Annotated in this window: 18 protein-coding genes and 3 pseudogenes; 6 read left to right on the top strand and 15 right to left on the bottom strand. The window is 42.4% G+C overall.

Annotated features, from left to right (window positions below; all coding sequences use genetic code 11):
- The first annotated feature begins 117 nt into the window (after positions 1-117).
- Positions 118-1,278 carry a sporulation protein YhbH gene (gene yhbH / locus JCM16418_RS00870; protein ID WP_036645246.1) on the top strand — a complete coding sequence of 387 codons (1,161 nt, stop codon included), beginning with the start codon at positions 118-120 and terminating at the stop codon, positions 1,276-1,278.
- Positions 1,279-1,380: 102 nt separating this feature from the next.
- Here the strand turns inward: yhbH and JCM16418_RS00865 are convergent, their stop codons facing one another.
- The 3 genes from JCM16418_RS00865 to JCM16418_RS00855 form a co-directional block, all read right to left on the bottom strand.
- Positions 1,381-1,833 carry a UPF0158 family protein gene (locus JCM16418_RS00865; RefSeq protein ID WP_081765277.1) on the bottom strand — a complete coding sequence of 151 codons (453 nt, stop codon included), beginning with the start codon at positions 1,831-1,833 and terminating at the stop codon, positions 1,381-1,383.
- A gap of 111 nt (positions 1,834-1,944) precedes the next feature.
- Positions 1,945-2,334, bottom strand: coding sequence for a PH domain-containing protein (locus JCM16418_RS00860; RefSeq protein ID WP_158442398.1), 390 nt, complete (start codon positions 2,332-2,334; stop codon positions 1,945-1,947).
- Positions 2,335-2,517: 183 nt separating this feature from the next.
- The gene (locus JCM16418_RS00855) at positions 2,518-4,008 is read right to left on the bottom strand and encodes an MDR family MFS transporter (RefSeq protein ID WP_373280682.1); all 1,491 of its coding nucleotides are present in this window, start codon (positions 4,006-4,008) and stop codon (positions 2,518-2,520) included.
- A gap of 181 nt (positions 4,009-4,189) precedes the next feature.
- Between JCM16418_RS00855 and JCM16418_RS00850 the strand changes: the two genes are divergently transcribed.
- Both JCM16418_RS00850 and JCM16418_RS00845 read left to right on the top strand, forming a co-directional pair.
- Positions 4,190-5,074: a TetR/AcrR family transcriptional regulator gene (locus tag JCM16418_RS00850; protein ID WP_036645243.1), complete on the top strand. Its 885-nt coding sequence runs from the start codon at positions 4,190-4,192 to the stop codon at positions 5,072-5,074.
- Between the two features lie 100 nt (positions 5,075-5,174).
- Positions 5,175-6,611: a SpoVR family protein gene (locus JCM16418_RS00845; RefSeq protein ID WP_036645241.1), complete on the top strand. Its 1,437-nt coding sequence runs from the start codon at positions 5,175-5,177 to the stop codon at positions 6,609-6,611.
- An 89-nt stretch (positions 6,612-6,700) separates the two neighbouring features.
- On the opposite strand, the gene JCM16418_RS26190 is transcribed toward JCM16418_RS00845, so the two are convergent.
- The 4 genes and pseudogenes from JCM16418_RS26190 to JCM16418_RS00830 form a co-directional block, all read right to left on the bottom strand.
- Entirely contained in the window at positions 6,701-7,108 is a 408-nt protein-coding gene (locus JCM16418_RS26190; protein WP_256203019.1) for a substrate-binding domain-containing protein, read from the bottom strand.
- A 50-nt stretch (positions 7,109-7,158) separates the two neighbouring features.
- A complete protein-coding gene (locus JCM16418_RS26185) occupies positions 7,159-7,710 on the bottom strand; it encodes a LacI family DNA-binding transcriptional regulator (RefSeq protein WP_256203018.1) in 552 nt (183 codons plus the stop codon).
- 115 nt (positions 7,711-7,825) lie between these two features.
- Positions 7,826-8,833 carry a globin-coupled sensor protein gene (locus JCM16418_RS00835; RefSeq protein ID WP_036645240.1) on the bottom strand — a complete coding sequence of 336 codons (1,008 nt, stop codon included), beginning with the start codon at positions 8,831-8,833 and terminating at the stop codon, positions 7,826-7,828.
- Positions 8,834-9,047: 214 nt separating this feature from the next.
- A pseudogene (locus JCM16418_RS00830) lies at positions 9,048-10,942 on the bottom strand (PrkA family serine protein kinase).
- Between the two features lie 316 nt (positions 10,943-11,258).
- On the opposite strand from JCM16418_RS00830, the gene JCM16418_RS00825 reads away from it, so the two are divergent.
- Positions 11,259-12,029, top strand: a complete 771-nt coding sequence (locus tag JCM16418_RS00825; RefSeq protein WP_052019953.1) for a DUF2161 domain-containing phosphodiesterase — start codon at positions 11,259-11,261, stop codon at positions 12,027-12,029.
- Here JCM16418_RS00825 and JCM16418_RS00820 read toward each other — a convergent pair.
- Positions 12,026-13,247: pseudogene (locus JCM16418_RS00820) on the bottom strand (aminotransferase-like domain-containing protein). The gene JCM16418_RS00825 and the pseudogene JCM16418_RS00820 overlap by 4 nt on opposite strands.
- A 115-nt stretch (positions 13,248-13,362) precedes the next feature.
- Positions 13,363-14,031, bottom strand: coding sequence for a response regulator transcription factor (locus tag JCM16418_RS00815; protein WP_036645239.1), 669 nt, complete (start codon positions 14,029-14,031; stop codon positions 13,363-13,365).
- A gap of 294 nt (positions 14,032-14,325) precedes the next feature.
- Between JCM16418_RS00815 and JCM16418_RS00810 the strand changes: the two genes are divergently transcribed.
- Both JCM16418_RS00810 and JCM16418_RS00805 read left to right on the top strand, forming a co-directional pair.
- Entirely contained in the window at positions 14,326-14,733 is a 408-nt protein-coding gene (locus JCM16418_RS00810) for a uroporphyrinogen-III C-methyltransferase (RefSeq protein ID WP_036645238.1), read from the top strand.
- On the top strand, positions 14,730-15,797 hold the full coding sequence (locus JCM16418_RS00805; RefSeq protein ID WP_036645236.1) for a phosphodiester glycosidase family protein: 1,068 nt from the start codon (positions 14,730-14,732) through the stop codon (positions 15,795-15,797). Before JCM16418_RS00810 ends, JCM16418_RS00805 begins: the two co-directional genes overlap by 4 nt.
- 274 nt (positions 15,798-16,071) lie before the next feature.
- Here JCM16418_RS00805 and JCM16418_RS00800 read toward each other — a convergent pair whose 3' ends face one another.
- From JCM16418_RS00800 to JCM16418_RS00775, 6 genes and pseudogenes are all read right to left on the bottom strand, one after another.
- Positions 16,072-16,326: an AbrB/MazE/SpoVT family DNA-binding domain-containing protein gene (locus JCM16418_RS00800; RefSeq protein ID WP_036645235.1), complete on the bottom strand. Its 255-nt coding sequence runs from the start codon at positions 16,324-16,326 to the stop codon at positions 16,072-16,074.
- A gap of 183 nt (positions 16,327-16,509) precedes the next feature.
- Positions 16,510-16,974 carry a tRNA (uridine(34)/cytosine(34)/5-carboxymethylaminomethyluridine(34)-2'-O)-methyltransferase TrmL gene (gene trmL, locus JCM16418_RS00795; RefSeq protein ID WP_036645234.1) on the bottom strand — a complete coding sequence of 155 codons (465 nt, stop codon included), beginning with the start codon at positions 16,972-16,974 and terminating at the stop codon, positions 16,510-16,512.
- Between the two features lie 136 nt (positions 16,975-17,110).
- Positions 17,111-18,199, bottom strand: a complete 1,089-nt coding sequence (gene serC, locus JCM16418_RS00790) for a 3-phosphoserine/phosphohydroxythreonine transaminase (protein WP_036645233.1) — start codon at positions 18,197-18,199, stop codon at positions 17,111-17,113.
- Positions 18,200-18,388: 189 nt separating this feature from the next.
- Positions 18,389-19,813 carry a type I glutamate--ammonia ligase gene (gene glnA, locus JCM16418_RS00785; protein ID WP_036645232.1) on the bottom strand — a complete coding sequence of 475 codons (1,425 nt, stop codon included), beginning with the start codon at positions 19,811-19,813 and terminating at the stop codon, positions 18,389-18,391.
- A gap of 252 nt (positions 19,814-20,065) precedes the next feature.
- The gene (gene aroF / locus JCM16418_RS00780) at positions 20,066-21,124 is read right to left on the bottom strand and encodes a 3-deoxy-7-phosphoheptulonate synthase (protein ID WP_036645231.1); all 1,059 of its coding nucleotides are present in this window, start codon (positions 21,122-21,124) and stop codon (positions 20,066-20,068) included.
- Positions 21,125-21,376: 252 nt separating this feature from the next.
- Positions 21,377-22,326: pseudogene (locus JCM16418_RS00775) on the bottom strand (4-hydroxy-3-methylbut-2-enyl diphosphate reductase).
- Positions 22,327-22,371: the final 45 nt, after the last annotated feature.

Below are 22,371 nucleotides of genomic sequence, written 5' to 3'. Positions count from 1 at the left end.
ACACCAATGCCCCATTTTCTCTTATGCCTTATCACATAACGTCCCTCGCCGTGAATATACTTGGTACATAGCAAACAATAAGTGTGCCGAGTACGTGTACATGGGAGGTGCCTGAAGATGCCATCTGACGATCATGCGCTGTTCGTTGTGTCCAAAGAAGACTGGTCGCTGCACCGTAAAGGGTATCAGGATCAGATCCGCCATCAGGAAAAAGTCAAAGAAATCATTAAGCAAAACCTGCCCGATCTCATTACGGAAGAGAACATTATTATGTCGGACGGTAAACAGATCATCAAGGTCCCTATCCGCAGTCTAGATGAATACCGTTTTATTTATAATTATCAGAAACAGAAACATGTCGGGCAGGGTGACGGCGATAGTCAGGTAGGGGACGTACTCGGGCGTGATCCCGCGCAAAAGCCGGGTAAAGGTGATAAGGCTGGAGATCAACCTGGGGATGACATTATCGAGGCCGAGGTCAGCATTGAAGATTTGGAGAACATGCTATTCGACGAACTTGAGCTTCCCCATCTGAAAGAGAAAGAACAGCAGGACATCGAAACAGAATCAATTATCTTTAATGACATTCGCAAAAAAGGGATGCAGTCCAACATCGATAAGAAACGTACGATTTTAGAAAATTTACGACGCAATGCGACTACGGGCTCGCCTGGCATTCATCACATCAGTCCAGATGATTTACGTTACAAGACTTGGGACGACATTATCGTACCCCAATCCAGTGCAGTTATTATTGCGATGATGGATACGTCCGGGAGTATGGGTTCTTTCGAAAAATATTGCGCACGTAGCTTCTTCTTCTGGATGACTCGCTTCTTGCGTCGCCAATATGAAAATGTGGATATCGTGTTCCTTGCTCACCATACGGAAGCCAAGGAAGTCACGGAGGAGGATTTCTTTACACGTGGGGAGAGCGGCGGAACGATATGTTCCTCCGCGTATCAGAAGGCTCTCGAAATCATCGATCGTCGCTACCCACCCGCCAAATATAACATCTACCCATTCCATTTCTCAGATGGTGATAATCTGACTTCTGACAACGAGCGATGCGTAAGACTCATCGGAGAATTGCTTAAGGTGAGTAACATGTTCGGCTATGGTGAGGTTAATCAGTACAACCGCAGCAGTACGCTTATGTCGGCCTACCGTAACATTAAGCTAGATCAGTTCATGTATTATGTAATCAAGGAAAAAGGCGAGGTTTACCAAGCACTTCGGACCTTTTTCCGCAAGCAGGATGGTGTGCTGACTCCATAAGTTAATTAACAAGCTTGTTGAGCATCAGTCCACAAAAAAATCAGGGGAGCCATCTTATCCTTTGTGGCTGCCCTGACTTTTCATCTGAATTGGTTCATGATTTCAATCGACGATTAACTTAATATCAATAGATTCCAACCATTTGAGCACGCGATTACGATTGCTTTCTTGAACAAAAGTATAATATCGTTGGGACTCATCGAAATCAGCTAATAACAGATCATTATATTTTCGAAATACGTTCCGACTCCCTTTTAACACGTTTGACAGTTTATCTTTTAGCTCGGGGTTCGATACCGTTTCCGTAAAATCATAAATATCACTAGAGCCTTCACTTGAAGTTATATGTGGGATAAGAAAATAGTGCTCATTCAGACCGTCCTTAATGATCTTAGCAAGCTCCTTATCATCTTTATTTTTATTATAAATAGGTACCCGAACTACTTCCCCATTGTTCATATTCAAGTAATGTCTCATGACTTCAACCTGAATATTGTAAGTACTCACGATTTCATCCAACTGAAACTTCGTTACATGTAATTCCCTCTGCATCATCTCATCCTCCTAGCCACGATGGGCAAGCCCCATCATATCATCTCCAACGAGCCAAAGCGATACAAATCCTAGGAGATTTCCATCAAATTCAATCTTTATTCCTTTTCTATCTTAATGGTTCAAATGAGCAAACTCTCCGCCCGCGCCCATCATCGACATGCTCTGTGTTCTGTAGTGACTCTTCTGAAGCTCCACGGCTTCATCTAATTTATCCATAACATCACGTGGTGCTTTAACAGACTGGAGCACCTTCTGCGGAGTGTCTGAATCCAAAGCGGTAAGACTGATCGTTCCACAGCCAAACATACGCTGGAAAATAGGTAGATTCAAGCTTTTATCTGCAACTTTATACAGGTCTAATTCATCTTCTTTAATGTTTAAAAATCCAATACGTGTAATTAATTTTTTCTCATAGAGCATGTATTTTGTAAAAGATAAAGGCAAGCCAAACAGTGTGCGTTTTCTGCCTTCCCAAATCAAATTTCCTTTTGTTGTAGACAAGTTCATTCCCCCTAAAATATCCGTACTCTTTACTATACTTACATAAGTACCTGTCATAGTAAATATAAAACAGGGAATTTTAATATACCATGTCATATTCTAGTCTCAACAAATAAAAAAAGGATGTCTCTCAGCCTATCTCATAGGCTACAGGGACATCCTCTTCATTTAATAAACGAGAAATTAATGTGAAATCATCGTCTTCGGGTCTGGCATTTCTCCATCTCCAGAAAGCTCATCCCCTGGTTTCACTCGAGGTTTGCGTAGAATTGTACTTAGCACTATGCCTGCAACAGCGATACAAGCCGTAATTAAGAACGTATCTCCGAATGCAGAAGTTGAGCTTGTCAATATGTTACCTGCAGTATCTGGAGCTGACATGTAATGAGAAATTTTGGACGTTAAATAACCTGTTAACCCAGCAATCGCAAAAGATGTAACAACCTGCTGCGTTGCCGATGTTAAAGGAGTTACACGGTTTACAAGTCTGCGTGGCGCTGAGTTCAATATATGTGTATTGAGTGGCATCATCGTTAGACCCATACCTGCTCCCATGAGAGCTAGTGCAAAAATGATTATACCCATGGCCATATCTGCGCTGATTTGTGACAATATAAACAATCCTATGGATACCAGTGTCAGACCCGCCAGAGCGAGTGGTCGTGCTCCCCACTTATCAAATAACTTACCACCAAAAGGCATAAAGAGCATGGAAGCCAGTGCTTGTGCAAGTGTAGTAAAACCACTTTCTAACGGAGTAAAGCCTCTTACATTTTGTAAATATAAAGGAATCATTAGAATCGCACCGAACATGGCGACCTGGAACATCCAAGACAAAATGACACCACGTGTGAAATCAGAAGAGGCAAATACGCGAAGCTCTAACAATGGTTCTTTCTGTCTTAGTTCTACAAAGATAAATAGTATGAGTGCAGCTCCACCAATAATAAGTCCAGTTAACGTACTCGTAGATGTCCAGCTCGTTCCAGCCTCATTTACCCCAAAGGCTAGCATGGCAAATGCAATCGGAGCCAGAATCATCCCTAAAATATCGAGCGAAGGAACTTTCTTATTCTCAAAAGTAGGAAGGAACTTCATTCCTACAATAACTGCTGCTATGCCGATTGGTAGGTTAATCAGGAATATCCAATGCCATGAGGCAATGTCTATAAGCCAACCTGATAAGATCGGTCCAGATGCAGGAGCAAGTAGCATCGGAATTCCTAGCATACCCATAACAGCACCCCGTTTGTCAGCAGGAGCAAGTCTGAATACCATAGCCATCCCGATTGGAGCAACCATACCGCCTCCAAGTCCTTGAATAATGCGGAAAATAATAAGTTGTTCCGACGTTTGAGCCAGTGAGCAAAGCACCGATCCTAACGTAAATAACGTAATCGTAATCAGAAATATCCGTTTCGCTCCAAATTTATCTGTCATCCATCCCGCGAGTGGGATAACAGCCGAAAGAGCTAACGTATATCCAGTAATCGTCCATTGTATCGTCTTCAATGTGGTGCCGAAATACTGTTGTAAGTTAGGCACAGCCACGTTGATCACGGTGCTGTCTAGGATGACCATAATCATCCCTAAGATAACAGCCATCAGTGGAGGAATGAGCGTTTTAATCGAAAACTCCGCCACCGGTACAGCTGATGCTTTTTGCATAGACATTCTGTTAATCCTCTCCTATTCGTCCTTCTCTGTTTAAATTCTCCTCGTTCTTGACGAGAAATAAATTAAATCGTACGATGACCATATGGTTTTTAATAAAACTACACGGTCAAATGTTAAACTAATTTTACTTACTTTTTAAATAAAGTCAAACTATTTCTTGAAAAGAGGGGAATACTCCTTGAGTTTAACAAAGCAGAAAATCTTGGATTCAGCCATGCGTTTCTTTTTGGAAAAGGGATACCTGGCTACTTCTATACAGAACATTGCTGACGACTGTGGCGTGGCGAAGGGTTCTTTATACAATTTCTTTAGCTCCAAAGAAGATATATTTATCGATGTGTTACTGATGCAGCAACGGAAGATGACGGAAGAAATTGAACACATTCGTGCAAATCCCAAATTTTCTATCAAAGATGTCTTCATTCAGGAAACCGTATGTCAAATCGAGTTCTTCTTAAAGCACAGCTTTATTATGCAGGAAATGAAAAAACTCATGCTTCCGGATGGCAAAATCGCCCCTTTTCTATCACGTTCTAGGGTTAATTTATTAAAATACAACCGGGACAGCCTCATTCGAATTTTTGGAGAGGATATCAAACCCAATGTTTGGGATCTCGTGACCATTTACAATGGGATTATGCGTGAGTTTATTTTCTTAACTATTTTTGATCATAAGTCGCTGGTTACTCAAGAGGTAGCAGTATTTATTGTGCAATGTATGGAGGATATGGCGAATAACACTATAGCTCACAAACGACCTTCGCTCTTAAAAGAGTCTGATATGAGTGAATATATACAATGTGGAATGCAAGGTGAGCAGGTTCCCGATATGACACAGATCCTTCATCTCATTCAACGACTACAATCAACCATCAAAGAACTTCCTGTACCGAACGCACAGAAAACGGAACTTCAAGAAGCTACCCTCCTCATCCAAGAAGAAATGGAGTGTGACAATCCGAAAATTGTTATCGTTCGCGCTCTGATCGTTTTCTTGGAAAAAGAGTCTCATCTTAAAGATATTTTGAAACAATTGGAGAAGCTTGTCATTAACTATTCGTAAATGAATCTCCTCACATATCCCCCTATTCGCTGAATATACATAAATACCAACCCGAATGGATTGATGTTATTCAAGGTATCAAGGGAGGATTACATGACCCATGAGCGACGAGATTAAGCAGTTAGAGTATGCAATAGCCGAAATTATGGAGATCGCTGATGGATTCGGGCTAGACTATTATCCGATGCGATATGAGATTTGTCCGGCGGATATCATTTACACTTTTGGTGCTTACGGTATGCCGACTCGGTTTAGTCACTGGAGCTTCGGAAAAAGCTTCAATAAAATGAAGATGCAATATGACTTCGGATTGAGTAAAATTTACGAGCTGGTTATTAACTCGAACCCGTGTTATGCCTTTCTCCTCGACGGTAACTCGTTGATCCAGAACAAGCTGATCGTCGCGCATGTACTGGCACACTGCGACTTTTTCAAAAACAACTTCCGCTTCTCCGCCTCCAACCGCAATATGGTAGAGAGTATGTCCGCTACCGCCGAGCGGGTGCGAAGCTATGAGATGGAGTTTGGTACGCAGGTCGTTGAACAATTTATTGATGCTGTGCTTAGCATTCAGGAACATGTTGATCCACAGCTCATTAAGCCGCGTCACTTGGATAAACAACGTTACATGCAGCAGAAGGTTAAAACACACAAAGAAGATGCTCATCGTGTAACGCGAGCAGGCGTCTATGATGATTTATGGAATCTAGACAAGAATGATCTTGCAGATACCGAAGATGTTCATGATCCACATAAATTCCCGCCTGAACCGGAGAAGGACATTGTTTGGTTTATTCAAGAGTTCTCTCTCAATCTAGAGGATTGGCAGCGGGATATCATGAGCATGCTACGTGAGGAAATGCTATACTTCTGGCCTCAGATGGAGACGAAGATCATGAACGAAGGCTGGGCTTCCTACTGGCATCAACGCATCATTCGTGAGCTGGATTTGACCAGCGAAGAAACCATTGAGTTTGCCAAACTCAATTCATCTGTCGTTCAGCCCTCTAAGAATAGTCTCAATCCTTACTATCTAGGTCTGAAGATCTTCGAGGATATTGAGCGGCGCTGGGATCATCCCACACCAGAAGAGCAAGAACGAGATCGAAGAAAGCCTGGCCTTGGGCGTGAAAAAATGTTTGAGGTACGTGAAGTTGAATCCGATACTTCCTTCCTTCGCAATTATTTAACCAAACAATTAACCGAAGATTTGGATCTATATGTGTTTGAGAAAAAAGGGCCTGAGTGGAAAATCACCGATAAGACATGGATGAACATCCGTGACCAACTCGTGTTCACTCGCGTAAACGGCGGCAGTCCTTATCTTGTCGTTGAAGATGGCGACTATGATCGCAATGGTGAACTCCTCATCAAACATCAATACGAAGGCATTGAGCTGGATCTGAAGTATATGGAGCGCACGCTTCCTTATGTCTATCAGCTCTGGGGCCGCCCTGTTCACATGGAAACCATGCTTGAGGATAAGAAGATCCGCTTTTCCTATGATGGTAAGAAGATGACACGACTTTTTGTATAAAAAAGAGTCTACACAAACAAATCAAGGCCCGGAGCAGTAAGACTCCGGGCCTTGATTTTAGATTACATCCATGTAAAGTTTGTTTATTGCTACTTCTTAATCTCCGCTGTTGATTGACGCACAATCAGACTAGAGGGCTCCGTAACCACAGGTGGTGAGTACTCGGATTGTTCGATCATTTTAATCAAATGTTCAATGGTCTTAATGCCGATCGAATGAATATTTTGATTAATCGTCGTTAACCCCGGTTTGAATACCTGAGCATAATATGTATTATCAAAACCTACGACCGATATATCACCTGGAACCTGTAGCCCCCACTTTTCGATCTCATGAATCGCACCAAATGCCGCCATATCCGAAGTACACACAACTGCGGTTGGACGATCTTCGAGCTCAAGTAAGTTTCGCATCGCTAGTATGCCGCCATCGAACGAATAATCACAAATCTGAACATAATCTTCGACATAAGGAATGGCTAAGGTCGACAGACCCATATGATAACCTTCAAGCCGTCGATCAGCTACGATATTGCCTGATGTACCTGCTATAAAGCGATCTTACGATGCCCTAAATCATAAACATGCTGAACAGCCATTTGAATTCCATTCCGATTGTCCGTCGTAATTGAACCTGTGCGATGCCCAGTTTCCGTTACATCAATATCTACAAACATCGTAGGAATGTCTGATTGAATCAGCTCGTCCATACTTTCATGGTCATGTTCTAGGCCAAACACAACAATTCCATCTAGATTACGACTTTGGCAATGGTCAATGTAAGAATATTCGGGATCATTGAGCCTTGGTGATAGGCGCATCAAGTCGTAGCCACTGTTCTCTAACGCAGTCTTGATCCCTTCAAGTAATTCCGCAACATACGGATTGCTAAACGGACTGTTAATAAGCACGCCTACCGTCCATGATCTTCCTGTAACCAATCCTCTTGCAATCGCATTCGGTCGATATCGAAGTGCCTGAATCGCAAGCTTAACTCTCTTCCTTGTCTTATCACTTACATCCGGATAATGGTTAATGACTTTAGAAACCGTGGCAACGGACACGCCAGCTTCTCTAGCTACATCATGAATGGAAACCAAAACAGATCACCTCAGCCTGACAAACGCATTAGGTTTGACATTAAAGTAAATTTATGGAATAAATTCATGATGTTGTAATCATTATACCTGAAAAAGTGTAACAGGAACAGAAAGATTAATGGTTATCCTGAATCTTGGCCAAATCATGTGAAAGCTTCTCAATCGTTTTCACAAAACTAGCTAGTTCCTGCGAACGCGAGGCCTGCTCACGAGCATGAACAGAAGTCCGCTGCGTTTCCCGTTGCACACTATCCAGACGAACCATAATACTCGAAACTTTGTCTTGAATGGCTGCTAATGCTTCACCAGAATGAGATGCTAGCTTACGTACTTCACCTGCTACTACGGTAAAGCCCCTTCCAGCATCTCCCGCATGCGCAGCTTCAATTGCAGCATTCAGACCAAGCAAGTGAGTCTGATCTGCAATTCCTTTAATAAGTCCACCCATATTTTCGATTTGACGAACATCCTCATGAAGTTCCCCCATCAGTACAGTGGCTGTATCTTGCGAAGCTGCAGTGACCTTAGCTGTCTCCGCAATTTGCTCGGTGCTTTCATTCAGCTCTGTAATCATTCCCGTTAGCTGCTGAACTACCTCCGTAACCGCTTTGAGGACATGCTCTTTATCCGTAGCGAGATCTACCAATCTGTTCTTTTCTTTCATTTCATAAGCTTCAAGTACGAGCTGAGAATCCAGATTGAACATTTTGCTCAGCGCATGAATGATTTCGATCCAACCACTCGGCACCGCTTTCTTTAATGTCTGGCTAGCAATATCTAGATAAACCATATAGCTACCAAGATAATAATCTGCACTTAATCCAATACGAGAATGTACGAGTCCAATTGCAATTCTTTGCTCCAGATAGTTATCATCAATGTTGCCTGAAGCGAGAGACTTCCAGTAATCACGCTGTGTATCCTTCAATCTCTCAATCGTTGACGTTCTCCCAATAATTTGCATTAGTTCTGGTTCAAGCGTTATCCGTGCATAAAAATGCTCCACTACCTCTTCTACGACACTAGCAAAAACATCTTGATGAGCAGCGAGTAATTGGAGATCCTTGTCAGTGAGTCCAATATAATTCAACTGCCGTTGTCTTTCAGCAGATACATTAATCATACGTAATTTACTCCCTCTTTCTAAAAAAACTTATCATCCATATAAATTGTAGAACTTTGTATATTATAGTCGTTTTGTTAACGCATGAATATATAAATATTAGATGTTGTGATTAAACTCATATCATTAAATATACGTTCTTATCAGCATTTTTACTACGAAACAGCAAAATAACGACCCCTTAGACGAGGTCGTTATTTCTATAAACGAATCATTATCTGTTTAGTAAACTTCCCACATATTTTAAAAGTTCATTCGCGCATACAGGGCAGTATCCATGACCTTCAATTAAACGTCTGCTAACTTCGTTCATGCGTTTAAGCTGGTTGGCATCTGGCGTTTTGGTGGAGGTTGTTATTTTGACAATGTCCTTTAAATCTGTGAACAGTTTCTTCTCAATAGCTTCACGTAAACGATCATGGTTATGGTATTCAAACTTCTTGTTCTTGCGTGAGTATGCAGATATGCGAATTAGAATCTCTTCTCGGAAGGCTTTCTTCGCATTTTCAGATATCCCAATTTGCTCTTCTATTGAACGCATCAGTCTCTCATCAGGATGCATCTCTTCATCAGTCAGCGGATCGCGAAGCTTGCTCCAGTTGCAGAATGCCTCGATATTATCGAGATAATTCTCAAACAACGTCTTGGCAGACTCTTCAAAAGAGTACACAAAGGCTTTCTGCACTTCTTTCTTCGCTAATTCATCATACTCCTTACGCGCAACCGCGATGAAGTTGAGATACCGCTCCCGCTCATCCTTCGTAATCGAAGCATGTTGATCAAGTCCGTCCTTAATCGCTCTAAGCACATCCAATGCATTAATGCATTCGAAATCCTGCTTAATCAGTGCACTTGAAATTCGGTTTATAACATATCGTGGGTCAACTCCCGACATGCCCTCTTCCAAATATTCCGACTGCATTTCTTTTAAGTCCGCTTCCTTATACCCTTCAATTTCCTCACCATCGTACATGCGCATCTTCTTCACCAAATCCATACCCTGTTTCTTGGTTTCCTTGAGACGAGTTAGGATAGAGAAGATGGCAGCTGCCCGAAGTGCATGCGGAGCAATATGAATATGCTTCATGTCGCTTTGTGAAATCAATTTCGCATAAATTTTCTCTTCTTCTGAGACCTTCAGATTATATGGAATTGGCATCACAATCATCCGAGATTGTAGCGCCTCATTTTTTTTGTTGGCAATAAACGCCTTATATTCAGACTCATTGGTATGAGCAACAATAAGCTCATCCGCTGATATCAAGGCAAATCGTCCAGCTTTAAAATTTCCTTCCTGCGTTAATGAAAGCAAATTCCACAGAAATTTCTCATCGCATTTCAGCATTTCCTGAAACTCCATTATACCACGATTCGCTTTATTCAGCTCCCCGTCAAAACGATACGCACGTGGATCAGACTCCGAACCAAATTCTGTAATCGTAGAAAAATCAATACTTCCCGTTAAATCGGCAATGTCCTGTGATTTCGGATCTGAAGGCTGAAAGTCCCAATCCCAACACGTCCGTCTTCTGAAAGCTGAACTCTTGTTACAGGAACTTTTTCAATATCGCCATCAAATTCTGTTCTTAGACGCATTTGGCAAGAAGGGCATAAGTTCCCTTCAATTCTCACACCAAGCTCACGCTCCAGCTCCGGTCTTAAGTCAAGCGGAATTAAATGTAGCGGCTCTTCGTGCATAGGGCATCCATCGATGGCATATACCGCGCCTTGCTGTGTTCTAGAATGCTTTTCTAGCCCACGCTTCAATAAGGTCACGAGCGTTGATTTGCCTCCACTCACAGGTCCCATTAGCAACAGAATCCGTTTACGGACATCCAGTCTACGTGCCGATGAATGGAAGTATTCTTCGACCAGTTTCTCGATCGGTCGTTCCAAACCGAACAATTCCTGCTCAAAGAATTTGTAGTGCTTATGTCCGTTGACCTCTTCCACGCCATATGATTTGATCATGTCATACACACGGGCGTGAGCTGTTATTGCAGGAGATGGGTCTTGACTTAGCAGTGCAATGTAATCTTTAAATGTGCCACTCCACGCCAGTTGATCGCTCTCTGCCCGATACGCTGCCACACGCTTGAAAATATCCATGCAAGTACCTCCTATGACTAGGTTATGAATATAAATTGGCAAGCACTCCTATACATGCGTCAAGGGTCTAATACATCCCATCGATCCAGAAGAAACGGCTACGCAGCCCTGTATAGACAAGCGCGTTTCTTAAGGTTAATCAGGGCAACTTGTAGAACAAACTTAAGTTTTCTGATTAACTCAAAAAGTGTATTACATACCTATGCGAGTGCAGGTCATTAGTTGACCTATTTTTTCGATTCAGAAAGACTGTCTTTTTGAATGATATAATAAAAATATTGATGTATACCGCTTAGCCATAAAGGAGTATGAGAACATGAGCGTACGACATGAAACGGAGCTGTACGATCCGCTTAAATTTTTTTTCGAACAAAGGGGATATGAAATCAAGGGAGAGGTTCGTCACTGCGATCTAGTAGGGATCATTGCGGATGAGGAAGAACCTCTCATTGTGGAAATGAAAAAAACGTTCAATCTTTCACTGCTACTGCAGGGAATGGAACGTCTTAAGATAAGTAATCATGTCTATTTAGCTGTTGAACGAAGCCGTGCCAAGCGTGGAGCCGTAAATCAGCGCTGGGGTGAAATAGCCACTCTTTGCAGCAAGCTGGGACTAGGGCTAATGACCGTAACCTTTTATAAGTCAAAGAAGCCCTTTGTTGAAGTCATCTGCGAACCGGGATCACCTCTTCAAGCGCAGCGAAAATTGAAATCACGCAAAACTCGCCTACTGAATGAATTCCGCGAACGTAGTGGAGATTATAACGTTGGTGGCAGCACTAGGGCGAAGCTGATGACGGCATACCGTGAGAAGGCGCTGCGCGTCGCTCTAGCCCTCTCTGGCTCCTCAACTGCTGGAGCTTCCCCAGCAGCTCTTCGCGACGTTAGCGGCATTGGTAGCACCGCCTCCATCCTACAAAAGAACTATTACGGCTGGTTCGAACGCATCGCCCGTGGACGTTATAACCTTACACGCGAAGGGATTGCCGCCTTAGAGCAATATTCCAGCATACTTGAGGTGGGAACTACCTCCTTTGAGTCAGCAGACAAGCCTGACACTTTGCCCGATCCGTCAGTTAAGAATTAACTGCGCGCAGTAAATTCAGTTATCGCTTCACTGATCAGGTTCATGCCAAGAAGCAATTCATCACGTCCGGGGTGAGTAAAATTAAGACGTATGCTATCTTTCCCCTCATTCTCAGCGTAACATAGTGTGCCGGGAAGGAAGGATACACCCTTATCTAATGAGCACTTGAGTAGGGCAATGCTATCCAGACCTTCCGGAAGTTTCACCCAGACGAACATTCCGCCGATGGGAGCATCAAAGCTGGATCCCTTCCATGCAGGCCTTTTGAGTAACTCAAGCATAAGTTTCAGCCTTGTTTCATATTCACGATTAAGTAGTTTGATATGCTCATGAATATCGAAAGAAGAGGATTCGAGCATATAATGAAGAAGTCGCTGATTCAGATTGCTAGATTGCCAATCCGCAAGCTGCTTTGCCGCAACCATAGCATAAATTAGACTTTGATTGCCTGCAGCCCAGCCTGTACGTAGTGCAGGGGCAACTGTTTTACTAAATGAACCGATATATAGTACTTGATCTCCGGCACCAGATCCATCAAGGCAAACAGCGAAGGATATCGTTCTATGAAATCTTCCTCGGTTCGCCCGTCGAAATGCAAATCGCCATATGAATTATCCTCAACAATTAATATTTGCTCGGATTTGCATATAGATAAAACTTGTTGCCTGCGCTCAAGACTCCAAAGTATTCCTGTCGGGTTTGAAAAATTAGGAGAAACGAGCAGTAGCTTTGGTCTGCATCTCTCGATTTGTTTCACTACATTCTCCGGTATCATCCTTCTGCGTCCCCCTCGACGGGAACAATAATGGCTCCCTGCATCTTCAGGATCTGCAAAAATCCAGGTGATGTAGGATGCTCAACCAGCACCGTATCACCTGTTTCAATGTACACTCGAGCCAATAAATCCATAGCCTGCTGGCTACCTGTCGTAAGAAGAATCTGATTTTCCTGTACATCTATCTGCTTGAAGGTCCGCCAATCCCCTGCCAGCCATTTTCGTAACGGCAAATAGCCCTGTGGCTCGCCATATTGCAGTGCCGTAGGACTCTTTGAGATAACTGCCGCCGCTGCAGCTTCCAGTGAGGATAAGGGGAATAGCTCCTCCGCAGGAAGCTCTTCAGCAAGCGATATAAAGGAATTTCGTTCTGATAAGGATCTCATTAAATGTAACGGTGAAGACAGCATGATTTTGGTTCGGGCAGCAAAGGAATACTGCATCGTATCTCCTCCTATACTTCTCTTTGTATAGTCCCATCCTATTCTTATTTCTCGACCCCTTCAAGGTATTCTTCAGAGGCATTAAATATGAATAAGATATCAATGCTTCACGAAATTATGATAGATTACTCAAATACAATGGGTTGTTCTGACGAGAATAAAGTGCGAATTTCTCGATCGCCTGCGCCCGAGTAGATACACCAAGCTTCACGTATATTTTGCGCAAATAGTTATCGATAGACCGCCGACTAACCGTAATCTCCAAAGCGATTTTATCGTATGTAATTCCTTGAACAATTCGTTCCATTATGAATATTTCCGTTTCTGTCAAGTCCAGAAAGCCCTCCGTTGGTGCAGGAACAGCAACCCGCCATATCCCATTCGTAAGCCAATCTAGAGGAAGCGTTGCCAAGCCTTCACGTAAAGCGTCAATCATAATCATTAATTGTGAAGCAGAGGCTTGCTTGGACAATATTCCACTAGCCCCTAGATGAATCATTGGGTGTAACAGCTTAAGCCCATCATATTCTGTTAGAATAATCACATGGCTTGCTGAGCTTTCCTGCTTCAATTTCTCTAATAAAATTTCTGCCGTACCGTCTGGCATGCTGTAATCAAGCAGAACCAATTCGGGTGTATGTAGTTTAACCAGTTCCATAGCTTCATCCCAGGAAGAAGCAAGACCCATGACTTTAAGATCATCACACTCCTCTAAAATCAACTTTGTTCCCAGCATACTTGTGGGCTGACTATCCATAATCACGACCCGCCAAACCTTCGTCATTTCAATTGAAACCTCCTGCTTTAGTTTAGAATACGTGCATAAGAGATGCACATCTGCATAGGTTCACGCGTCAAATGCTTGTTTAATGACGTTTCTTCTATTGTATAAATGCCGACGGATTTCTAATACACATACATCTATTGAACAAATCTAAAAAGATTGTATCCTAACGCTTCTATACGATGCAATCTATTTTTAGTATTTTCTGTGACTTTAGATTCATTTTTGCGAAAATGATAGGGGAATGTTAGAATGGTGACTGGAAAAAAATAAGTGTAATACCGAGGTGATGACATGCAATCTTCAACGGAGACTTCCAAACCCTATCGAGCATCAACCAATACGAGGAAGGGGCCTTCCGTAAAATGGGTACTGCTCGTATGGATTGTGCTGATTGGTCTTGGCATAAGCGCTGCCTATTGGTATAGCAATCATATGAAGCAGGACATGCTCCAGCAACTTCAGGCGGATAACCGCCAACAAATAAGCATTCTTAAGAAAAGTTATGAAGCGAAGCTTACCACGCTTTCAGCAGAGGTGCAGGAACTCGAGAATAAAGTACAGTCTTTTAACGAACTACTTACTTTCACGAAGGATAATGCTACAAATAAAACAGATAATAGCAATAAGCTATATACGCAGCTGAGTGAGGTCAAGAAGCAACTCAATACACTGCAGAAACAGATGGATTTGCTGAAATGAGTATGGAAATCAAACAATTGAATCGTTTTTTCCTGCTAACAACTGCACCTTTTATAGGACTTTTCTTATTTATGCTCATCTTTCACCAGCCTCCGAAACTTCCGTTAAACGGAGAACAGCTGGTGCCAAGCAAGACGCTTCAAAGCGAAACTGCATTGATTAAAGAACAGTTGGAACAAGCGGACAAGACCGCCAAAGTAACCATTTCATCGATTCGCAAGACGTCTACACTTTATAAACAGACGACATCGACCATGTCATCCATTGTAACTACAGCTCAAGTACAGGCAGAACGACCAGCACTTATTTATAATCGTAGAATTACAAACCGTCTTGGCGTTCCTTATGAACAGATTAATACGAAGCGTATTCGTATTGAATTATACAAAGTAAATCCGGGAAGTTATAAAGGGTATGCGATGAAAGTCAAGCTTAAAGACCCTTCCGCCATGCAAATGAGCCTTGGCAAAGATAACCTCGGCGGAGCGGAAACAACTATGCAAGCGGTGCAGAGACTGGGAGCGACAGCTGGCATTAACGCAGGCGGATTTGCCGATGATGGGAATAAACGGTATCCACTTAGCACGACCGTCTTGAATGGACAGTATCTTACCGGCTTTCAGTCTAGCTTCAAAGACTTATCATTCGTAGGACTCGATAAAACGGGAAAGCTAATCGGCGGTAAGTTTTATAATAAGCAAGAACTGGATAGTCTACAGCCCCGTTTCGGCGCTACGTTTGTTCCTGTTCTTCTGAAGAGTGGACAAAAGATGGGCATTCCTGAAAAATGGAAAGTGTCACCGTTAAGAGCTCCACGAACTGTCATTGGCAATTATAAGGATGATCAGCTGCTAATCATCGTCGCAGATGGGTATAATGAGAACGGAAGTTCAGGAGCGACACTACAAGAGCTACAGGACAAAATGTATGGGTTAGGCGTCTCTGATGCTTACAATCTAGATGGAGGAGGCTCATCTTCTCTAATCCTCAACGGAAGAGTTGTGAACAAGCCTTCCGACGGAAACTTAAGACCAGTTCCTACACATTTCGTATTTTATAAATAAGATCAGATATTCATTTATTTTTTTGCAATCTCTGGGTATAATAATAGAGATAAGTAAGCAGGAGGTGGATTTGATGTCTTTTTCATTAACGTTCTGGATTATTACGCTGGTTCTCGTTCTCTTCCTTACCGGCATCTTCACCGCATCTTACAACGAAGATAAAACCAAAGGGCTGTAATGGCAAAGAGACTTCCTCAAGTAGGAAGCCTCTTTTTTGGTTACAAAACTAAATATGCGACATTACGATTATATCGCAATGCCGCATATGACCTTATTATGCGTGCTTCTGAAGCGAAATCATATCTGACTGACATTGTCCACAGATATAACGATCTTTAAATTCGCTAACTTCTTCCATTGATCCACAGAAAACACATTTCGGGCGGTAACGTTCCAGAATAATATGATCCCCTTGAACTAAAATTTCAACAGGATCCCCCTCGTTCATTTGATACCTTTTTCTTAAAGATTTGGGTAAGACAATTCTCCCCAGCTGATCTACCTTGCGTACAACACCAGCAGGTTTCATAAAGAAGTACACCTCTCCTATTAGCTATTCCAATGCGTAAGTGATTAGAAAGTACTCCACAGATATTTCAAAATACCTTCAAATCCTCAAAATATGGGTCTTTAATAATAGTTCGATGTGAGGATGTCGAATCCTGCTAATCGATTTTATTTTTAACATTTTATTTTAAAAGGTGACAAATTATCATTCCATTCCTGGAAAATCCAACTGACGTAACGCTTCATAGACCATGATAGCTGCTGAATTTGACAGATTCAGTGAGCGAACTTTATCACTCATTGGCATCTTAATACAGGTCTCCGGATTAGCTGCAATCAGTTCTGGAGGTAGACCCTTTGTTTCTTTTCCGAACACTAAAAAGTCCTCATCCTGAAATTTGAAATCACTATATCTTTTATCAGCCTTCGTAGTTGCGTAAAAGAAGCGACTTCCGGCATACTTCTCTTGAACCTCAGCAAATGAATCATGATATTCAATGTTAACCGCATACCAGTAATCAAGCCCCGCACGCTTCATCGTTGCATCATCTGTACGGAATCCCAGTGGACGCACTAGATGCAAATGAGCTCCTGTTGCTGCACAGGTTCGGGCAATATTCCCCGTATTCGCCGGAATTTCTGGCTCGACAAGTACAATATGTAATGCCATATGTGTATACACACTCCATTTCGTATTCTTTTTCAGCTTAAACTTCCAGGGTGGATATTATTCAACATATAAAAAGCCTCCACCCTTAAAGGGCGAAGGCCAAGCATCCGGTTAACGAATGCATAATCAACTGGCATTAAGCGTGTTTTTGCTTAAAATGAGTCATGAACTCAGCCAGAACTTTGCAATTCTCATACGGGACGGCATTGTAAATCGAGGCACGGAATCCGCCAACGCTGCGATGACCCTTCAAACCAACGAAGCCCTCTTGCTCAGCTTCTTTAATAAATTGCTTCTCCAATTCCTCGGAGCCGATTTTGAAGGTAACATTCATGATTGAACGGCTGTCTGGATGTACTGGCCCCTGGAAGAAGCCTTCACTTCTGTCTATTGTATCATAAATAAGCGCAGCTTTCTTGCGGTTTACCTTCTCAAGTTCAGCTGTCCCACCTTGCTCCTCAATCCATTTCAACATTTCGTTAACCAGATATACAGAGTAGGATGGCGGTGTATTGTAGAGTGAGTTGTTGCTATAATGTGTATCGTAACGAAGCATCGTTGGTATATTCTTAGGTGACTCTGCAATTAGTTCTTCACGAGCGATGATAACGGTGACACCTGACGGACCAAGATTCTTTTGCGCTCCTGCATAAATCATGCCAAATGGTGTGATATCAATGTTCCGGCTAAGTATATCACTAGACATATCCACAATAAGTGGAACATTACCCGTTGATGGATATTGCTGGAACTGATTTCCTTCAATCGTCTCATTAGAAGTAAGATGCAAATATGCTGCATTCTCTGGAACTTCAATACTCTTTAGATCAGGTACAGACATGAATTTGTCATTTTCAGTTGATGCTGCAACGTGAGTCTCACCAAATAACTTCGCTTCTTTGATGGACTTAGCTCCCCAGCTACCCGTAATGACATAGCTTCCGGTCTTACCTTCAGTCAGAAAATTCATAGGGATCATAGAAAACTGAGTGCTTGCTCCGCCTTGTAAGAACAGAACTTTATAACCCTTCGGGTTACCCATAAGAGATAGCAGTCTGCTTTGCGCTTCATTATGCACTTCCTCGTATACTTTACCGCGATGAGACATCTCCATAATGGACATGCCTGTCCCACGGAAATCTACAATTTCAGCTTGTGCACGTTCTAGAACCTCTAGTGGCAATGCTGCCGGTCCTGCATTAAAGTTATAAGCTCTTTTCGTCATGATTAACTCCCCATCCTCTCTCTGAATCTAAATATATTATGGCAATGATAGCAGTAAACCTAGGGTGCATCAAGTACCAAAAAGCACAAAGTATTATTTTCATGCAAACTAAAATCAAAAAGGCATCCCGCTAGGTCCATTTCTGACCTGCGGGATTGCCTACTATAGCTTTAGCACATCAACTTCAGATTAGCAGTCGAAGTACAAACCATACTCGTGCGGATGAACCCGAATAGCTACTGCTTTAGCTTCTCCACGCTTAAGTTCAATAAAGTTTTCGATAAATTCTTTGGTGAAAACCTCACCTTCAAGCAGGAATTCGTAATCAGCTTTCAAAGCATCTAGTGCTTCATCTAGCGTACCAGGAACGCTACGGATTTGTGATTTCTTATCTTCTGCTAGCTCGTAAATGTTCGTGTCCATTGGTCCATAACCAAGCTCTACTGGATCAATTTTACGTTTGATACCATCAATACCTGCCATCAGCATCGCTGAGAAAGCTAGATATGGATTAGCTGTTGAGTCTGGTGTACGGAATTCTATGCGGCAGCCTTTAGGCGTTACAGCAGCCACTGGAATACGTACAGCTGCAGAACGATTTCCTTTAGAGAATACAAGGTTAACAGGTGCTTCATATCCAGGTACTAGACGTTTGAATGAGTTTGTAGAAGGATTCGTCATCGCAAGGAGTGCGGGAGCATGGTACAAGATACCTCCGATGTAATGAAGAGCCATCTCGCTAAGATTAGCATAGCCACCTTTTTCATAGAACAAAGGAATGTCGCCATTGAAGATGGATTGGTGAACGTGCATACCACTTCCGTTATCACCAAAAATTGGTTTCGGCATGAACGTAGCTACTTTCCCATACTGACGTGCTGTGTTGTGAACAATATATTTGTATAGCAGCAGATTGTCTGCTGTTTTCTTAAGTGTATCAAAACGGAAATTGATTTCAGCTTGACCTGCTGTTGCCACTTCATGATGGTGACGTTCAATGCGCAGCCCTGCTTCTTCCAACAAACGGCACATTTCGCTACGGATATCCTGTTGTGTGTCAATTGGAGCTACTGGAACATAGCCACCCTTCACACCAATTTTGAATCCAAGGTTACCGCCTTCTTCTTTACGGTTCGTATTCCAAGCTGCTTCCTCAGAATCAACGAAGAAAGAAGAACTATTCATACCACTCTCATAACGTACATCATCAAAAATGAAAAATTCGGATTCAGGTGCAAAGTAAGCTGCAGTTCCGAGGCCAGTTGTTTGTAAATATTCCTCAGCTTTTGCCGCGATGCTGCGTGGATCACGCTCATAACGTTCGCCGTCCGGTGTATAAATATTACACATAATATTAATAGTAGGGTGTGCTGTGAAAGGATCGATAAAAACCGAAGTCGGATCAGGCATCATAACCATGTCGGATTCTTCGATTCCACGGAAACCAGCAATGGAAGAGCCATCAAATGCTACCCCGTTAACAAACGTTTCTTCATCTACTTCGCTAGCAGGTAAAGAAATATGGTGCGCACGACCAGCCAAATCTACAAAACGAAAATCCACCCATTCAATCTTGTTATCCTGAATTGTTTTTAGTACTTTTTCAACCGACATGCTCTCTTCCTCCCAATTTCCGAACATTAAGCCGTATACATCGCGCAAACGTTCAGCATCTAATGATTTATGTCGTCATTATAAAACGCCAAACCTGACATCGTCAATATCTATGTCAGGTATTTTTGTAATTGATGTTAGGTATCCTTACATTTTTTAATTGTTATCAGGTCATATATGCCAAAAAAACCCTAAATAATCGGTTTTTTGACCGAAATTAAGGGTTTTTCATAATCCGAACAATTTTAGGCTTTAAGGACGGCCGGGAAAGAACTCGGCTGGTTCTTTAGCTGTATTAAAGGTGCGACCCACAATCGGAGCCAATTTCTCCAAATCCTTGAGTAACCCAGCAAATTGATCAGGGAATAAAGATTGAACTCCATCACCAGTCATCGAGTTGTCTGGATCGGTATGCATTTCAACGATTAATCCATTTGCTCCTGCAGCCACTGATGCCTTGCACATCGGCTCAACGAGCTCACGACGTCCTGTACCATGACTTGGATCGGAAATTACAGGTAGATGGCTCAGCTGCTGTAAGACAGGAATTGCAGTCAAATCGAGTGTGTTACGTGTATAGGTTTCAAATGTCCGGATACCGCGCTCACACAGCATGACATCAGGATTTCCACCTGCAAGAATATATTCGGCAGCATTTAACAGTTCATCATAGGTTGCACTGAATCCGCGTTTAAGAAGTACAGGTCTTCCGCATGTTCCTAATTTACGTAACAAATCGAAGTTTTGCATATTACGTGTACCGATTTGTAAAATATCTGCATACTCAGCGCATATATCTACGTATTCAGGTGTCATTACTTCAGTAATCGTAAGCAGACCATGTTTCTTTCCTGCTTCCGCCATCATAATCAGACCTTCAACGCCTACTCCTTGGAAGCTATATGGTCCTGTACGCGGCTTGAATGCCCCACCCCGCAGTACCTGACCACCTGCTGCCTTTACAAGTGCAGCTATCTCATCAATCTGTTCTGGTGATTCCACGGCGCAAGGTCCGCCCATAACGACTAACTCATCTCCGCCAATTTTAATCCCTTTAATATCAATGACTGTATTTTCCGGATGGAAATCCCGACTGGCAAGTTTATATGATTTTGTAATCTTAACGACGTTCTCCACACCCTTCATTTGACGCAAATGCTCCCCTATTTTAGGATCTACTACTCCTACTAGTCCGATGACTGTGCGATCTGTCCCGCGTGAAACTGAGGCTTTCAAATCATGTGTTTCGATAAACCGGACGATATCCTGAATTTGCTCTTCTGGTGTTGAATTTGATGTAATGACGATCATTTAGACCATTCCCTTCTTTATAAAAACAAAATATATACGTTCATCATAAATTTAATTCAAGCGCATGAGTACATAATGACAGTCAGTACCACATTGCTTAGACGCGTGTTCGCTTTTAAGCTTTTGTGCTTCTATGCTTTTAATAACTAAAGTAAATATACACGGTTTTTTAATCCGCGTCAAGGTTTACTTCATCCAAATATAAAAAGCAAGCCACTCATTAAGAGAGGCCCGCTTCATTTGTGTCCTTATTTAGACTTTGTTCTTTGCTTTAACTGGAGGTAATAACTTACTCATATTCACAGTACGCTTCAGTTCCCATGTATCTGGGTTAGCAGGATCATACTGTTCGAGATAGGTAATTACTTCTTTCGTAAGTGGTGTAGGCGTCGAAGCACCCGAGGTTACAGCCACCTTCGTAATGCCTTCGAGCCATTCCCGGTTTAGTTCACTTATATCCGATATCCGGTGTGCAGGAACATTAGCAATTTCCTCTGATACCTGAGCTAGACGATTCGAATTGTTACTGCGGGGATCACCGACAACAATTACTAATTCAGCTTGATTAGCCTGTTCAGCAACAGCTTCTTGTCTAATTTGTGTTGCAAGGCAAATCTCATTATGAACCTCTGCGGACGGAAAGAGTTCAAGTAGTCCCTTAATGATTACCCTTATATCCCACTGACTCATTGTCGTCTGATTCGTAATGATGATACGTGAAGCAGTGATATTCAGCTTACTAATTTCTTCTTCCTTCTCGATCAAATGAACATGCTCTGGTGCAATGCCAATTGCCCCTTCAGGCTCTGGGTGACCTTTCTTACCGATATAGATGACCTCATATCCCTCAGCCACCTTATCACGAATTAAGTCATGTGTCTTCGTCACGTCAGGGCATGTAGCATCCACTGTCGTAAGTCCTTTGTCACGAGCAAGCTTCCGCACTTCAGGAGACACTCCATGAGCAGTGAAGATAACTGTACCACTCTCGACTTGACTCAAAATTTCCAATCGATTAGGGCCATCAAGCGTAATAATGCCTCATCTTCAAAAGAGTTCGTCACATGGCTGTTATGAACAATCATGCCAAGAATATATATAGGCCGGGGTAAATCTAGGTTCTGAGCTGCTTGGCGCGCAAGCACCATCGCGTCAACTACACCGTAGCAATAGCCCCGCGGCGAAATTTTAACGACTTCCATGGGTATACACCTGCTTTCTTGATGCTTCAAACTCTCACTATTATA

The sequence above is a fragment of the Paenibacillus pini JCM 16418 genome (genome assembly GCF_000576305.1).
GTDB lineage: Bacteria > Bacillota > Bacilli > Paenibacillales > Paenibacillaceae > Paenibacillus_AQ > Paenibacillus_AQ pini.
This window is presented reverse-complemented; position numbering and strand designations above follow the sequence as displayed.

Bases quoted from the DNA above. Each gene is read 5' to 3' on its own strand.
- JCM16418_RS00855 (WP_373280682.1), bottom strand. From the start codon at position 4,008: ATGTCTATGCAAAAAGCATCAGCTGTACCGGTGGCGGAGTTTTCGATT.
- JCM16418_RS00805 (WP_036645236.1), top strand. From the start codon at position 14,730: ATGAGTATGGAAATCAAACAATTGAATCGTTTTTTCCTGCTAACAACT.
- JCM16418_RS26190 (WP_256203019.1), bottom strand. From the start codon at position 7,108: ATGGGTCTGTCGACCTTAGCCATTCCTTATGTCGAAGATTATGTTCAG.
- JCM16418_RS00845 (WP_036645241.1), top strand. From the start codon at position 5,175: ATGAGCGACGAGATTAAGCAGTTAGAGTATGCAATAGCCGAAATTATG.
- aroF (WP_036645231.1), bottom strand. From the start codon at position 21,124: ATGATCGTCATTACATCAAATTCAACACCAGAAGAGCAAATTCAGGAT.
- JCM16418_RS00800 (WP_036645235.1), bottom strand. From the start codon at position 16,326: ATGAAACCTGCTGGTGTTGTACGCAAGGTAGATCAGCTGGGGAGAATT.
- JCM16418_RS00865 (WP_081765277.1), bottom strand. From the start codon at position 1,833: ATGATGCAGAGGGAATTACATGTAACGAAGTTTCAGTTGGATGAAATC.
- JCM16418_RS00815 (WP_036645239.1), bottom strand. From the start codon at position 14,031: ATGACGAAGGTTTGGCGGGTCGTGATTATGGATAGTCAGCCCACAAGT.
- JCM16418_RS00835 (WP_036645240.1), bottom strand. From the start codon at position 8,833: ATGATTAATGTATCTGCTGAAAGACAACGGCAGTTGAATTATATTGGA.
- serC (WP_036645233.1), bottom strand. From the start codon at position 18,199: ATGACGAAAAGAGCTTATAACTTTAATGCAGGACCGGCAGCATTGCCA.
- glnA (WP_036645232.1), bottom strand. From the start codon at position 19,813: ATGTCGGTTGAAAAAGTACTAAAAACAATTCAGGATAACAAGATTGAA.
- yhbH (WP_036645246.1), top strand. From the start codon at position 118: ATGCCATCTGACGATCATGCGCTGTTCGTTGTGTCCAAAGAAGACTGG.
- JCM16418_RS00810 (WP_036645238.1), top strand. From the start codon at position 14,326: ATGCAATCTTCAACGGAGACTTCCAAACCCTATCGAGCATCAACCAAT.
- trmL (WP_036645234.1), bottom strand. From the start codon at position 16,974: ATGGCATTACATATTGTACTTGTCGAGCCAGAAATTCCGGCGAATACG.
- JCM16418_RS00825 (WP_052019953.1), top strand. From the start codon at position 11,259: ATGAGCGTACGACATGAAACGGAGCTGTACGATCCGCTTAAATTTTTT.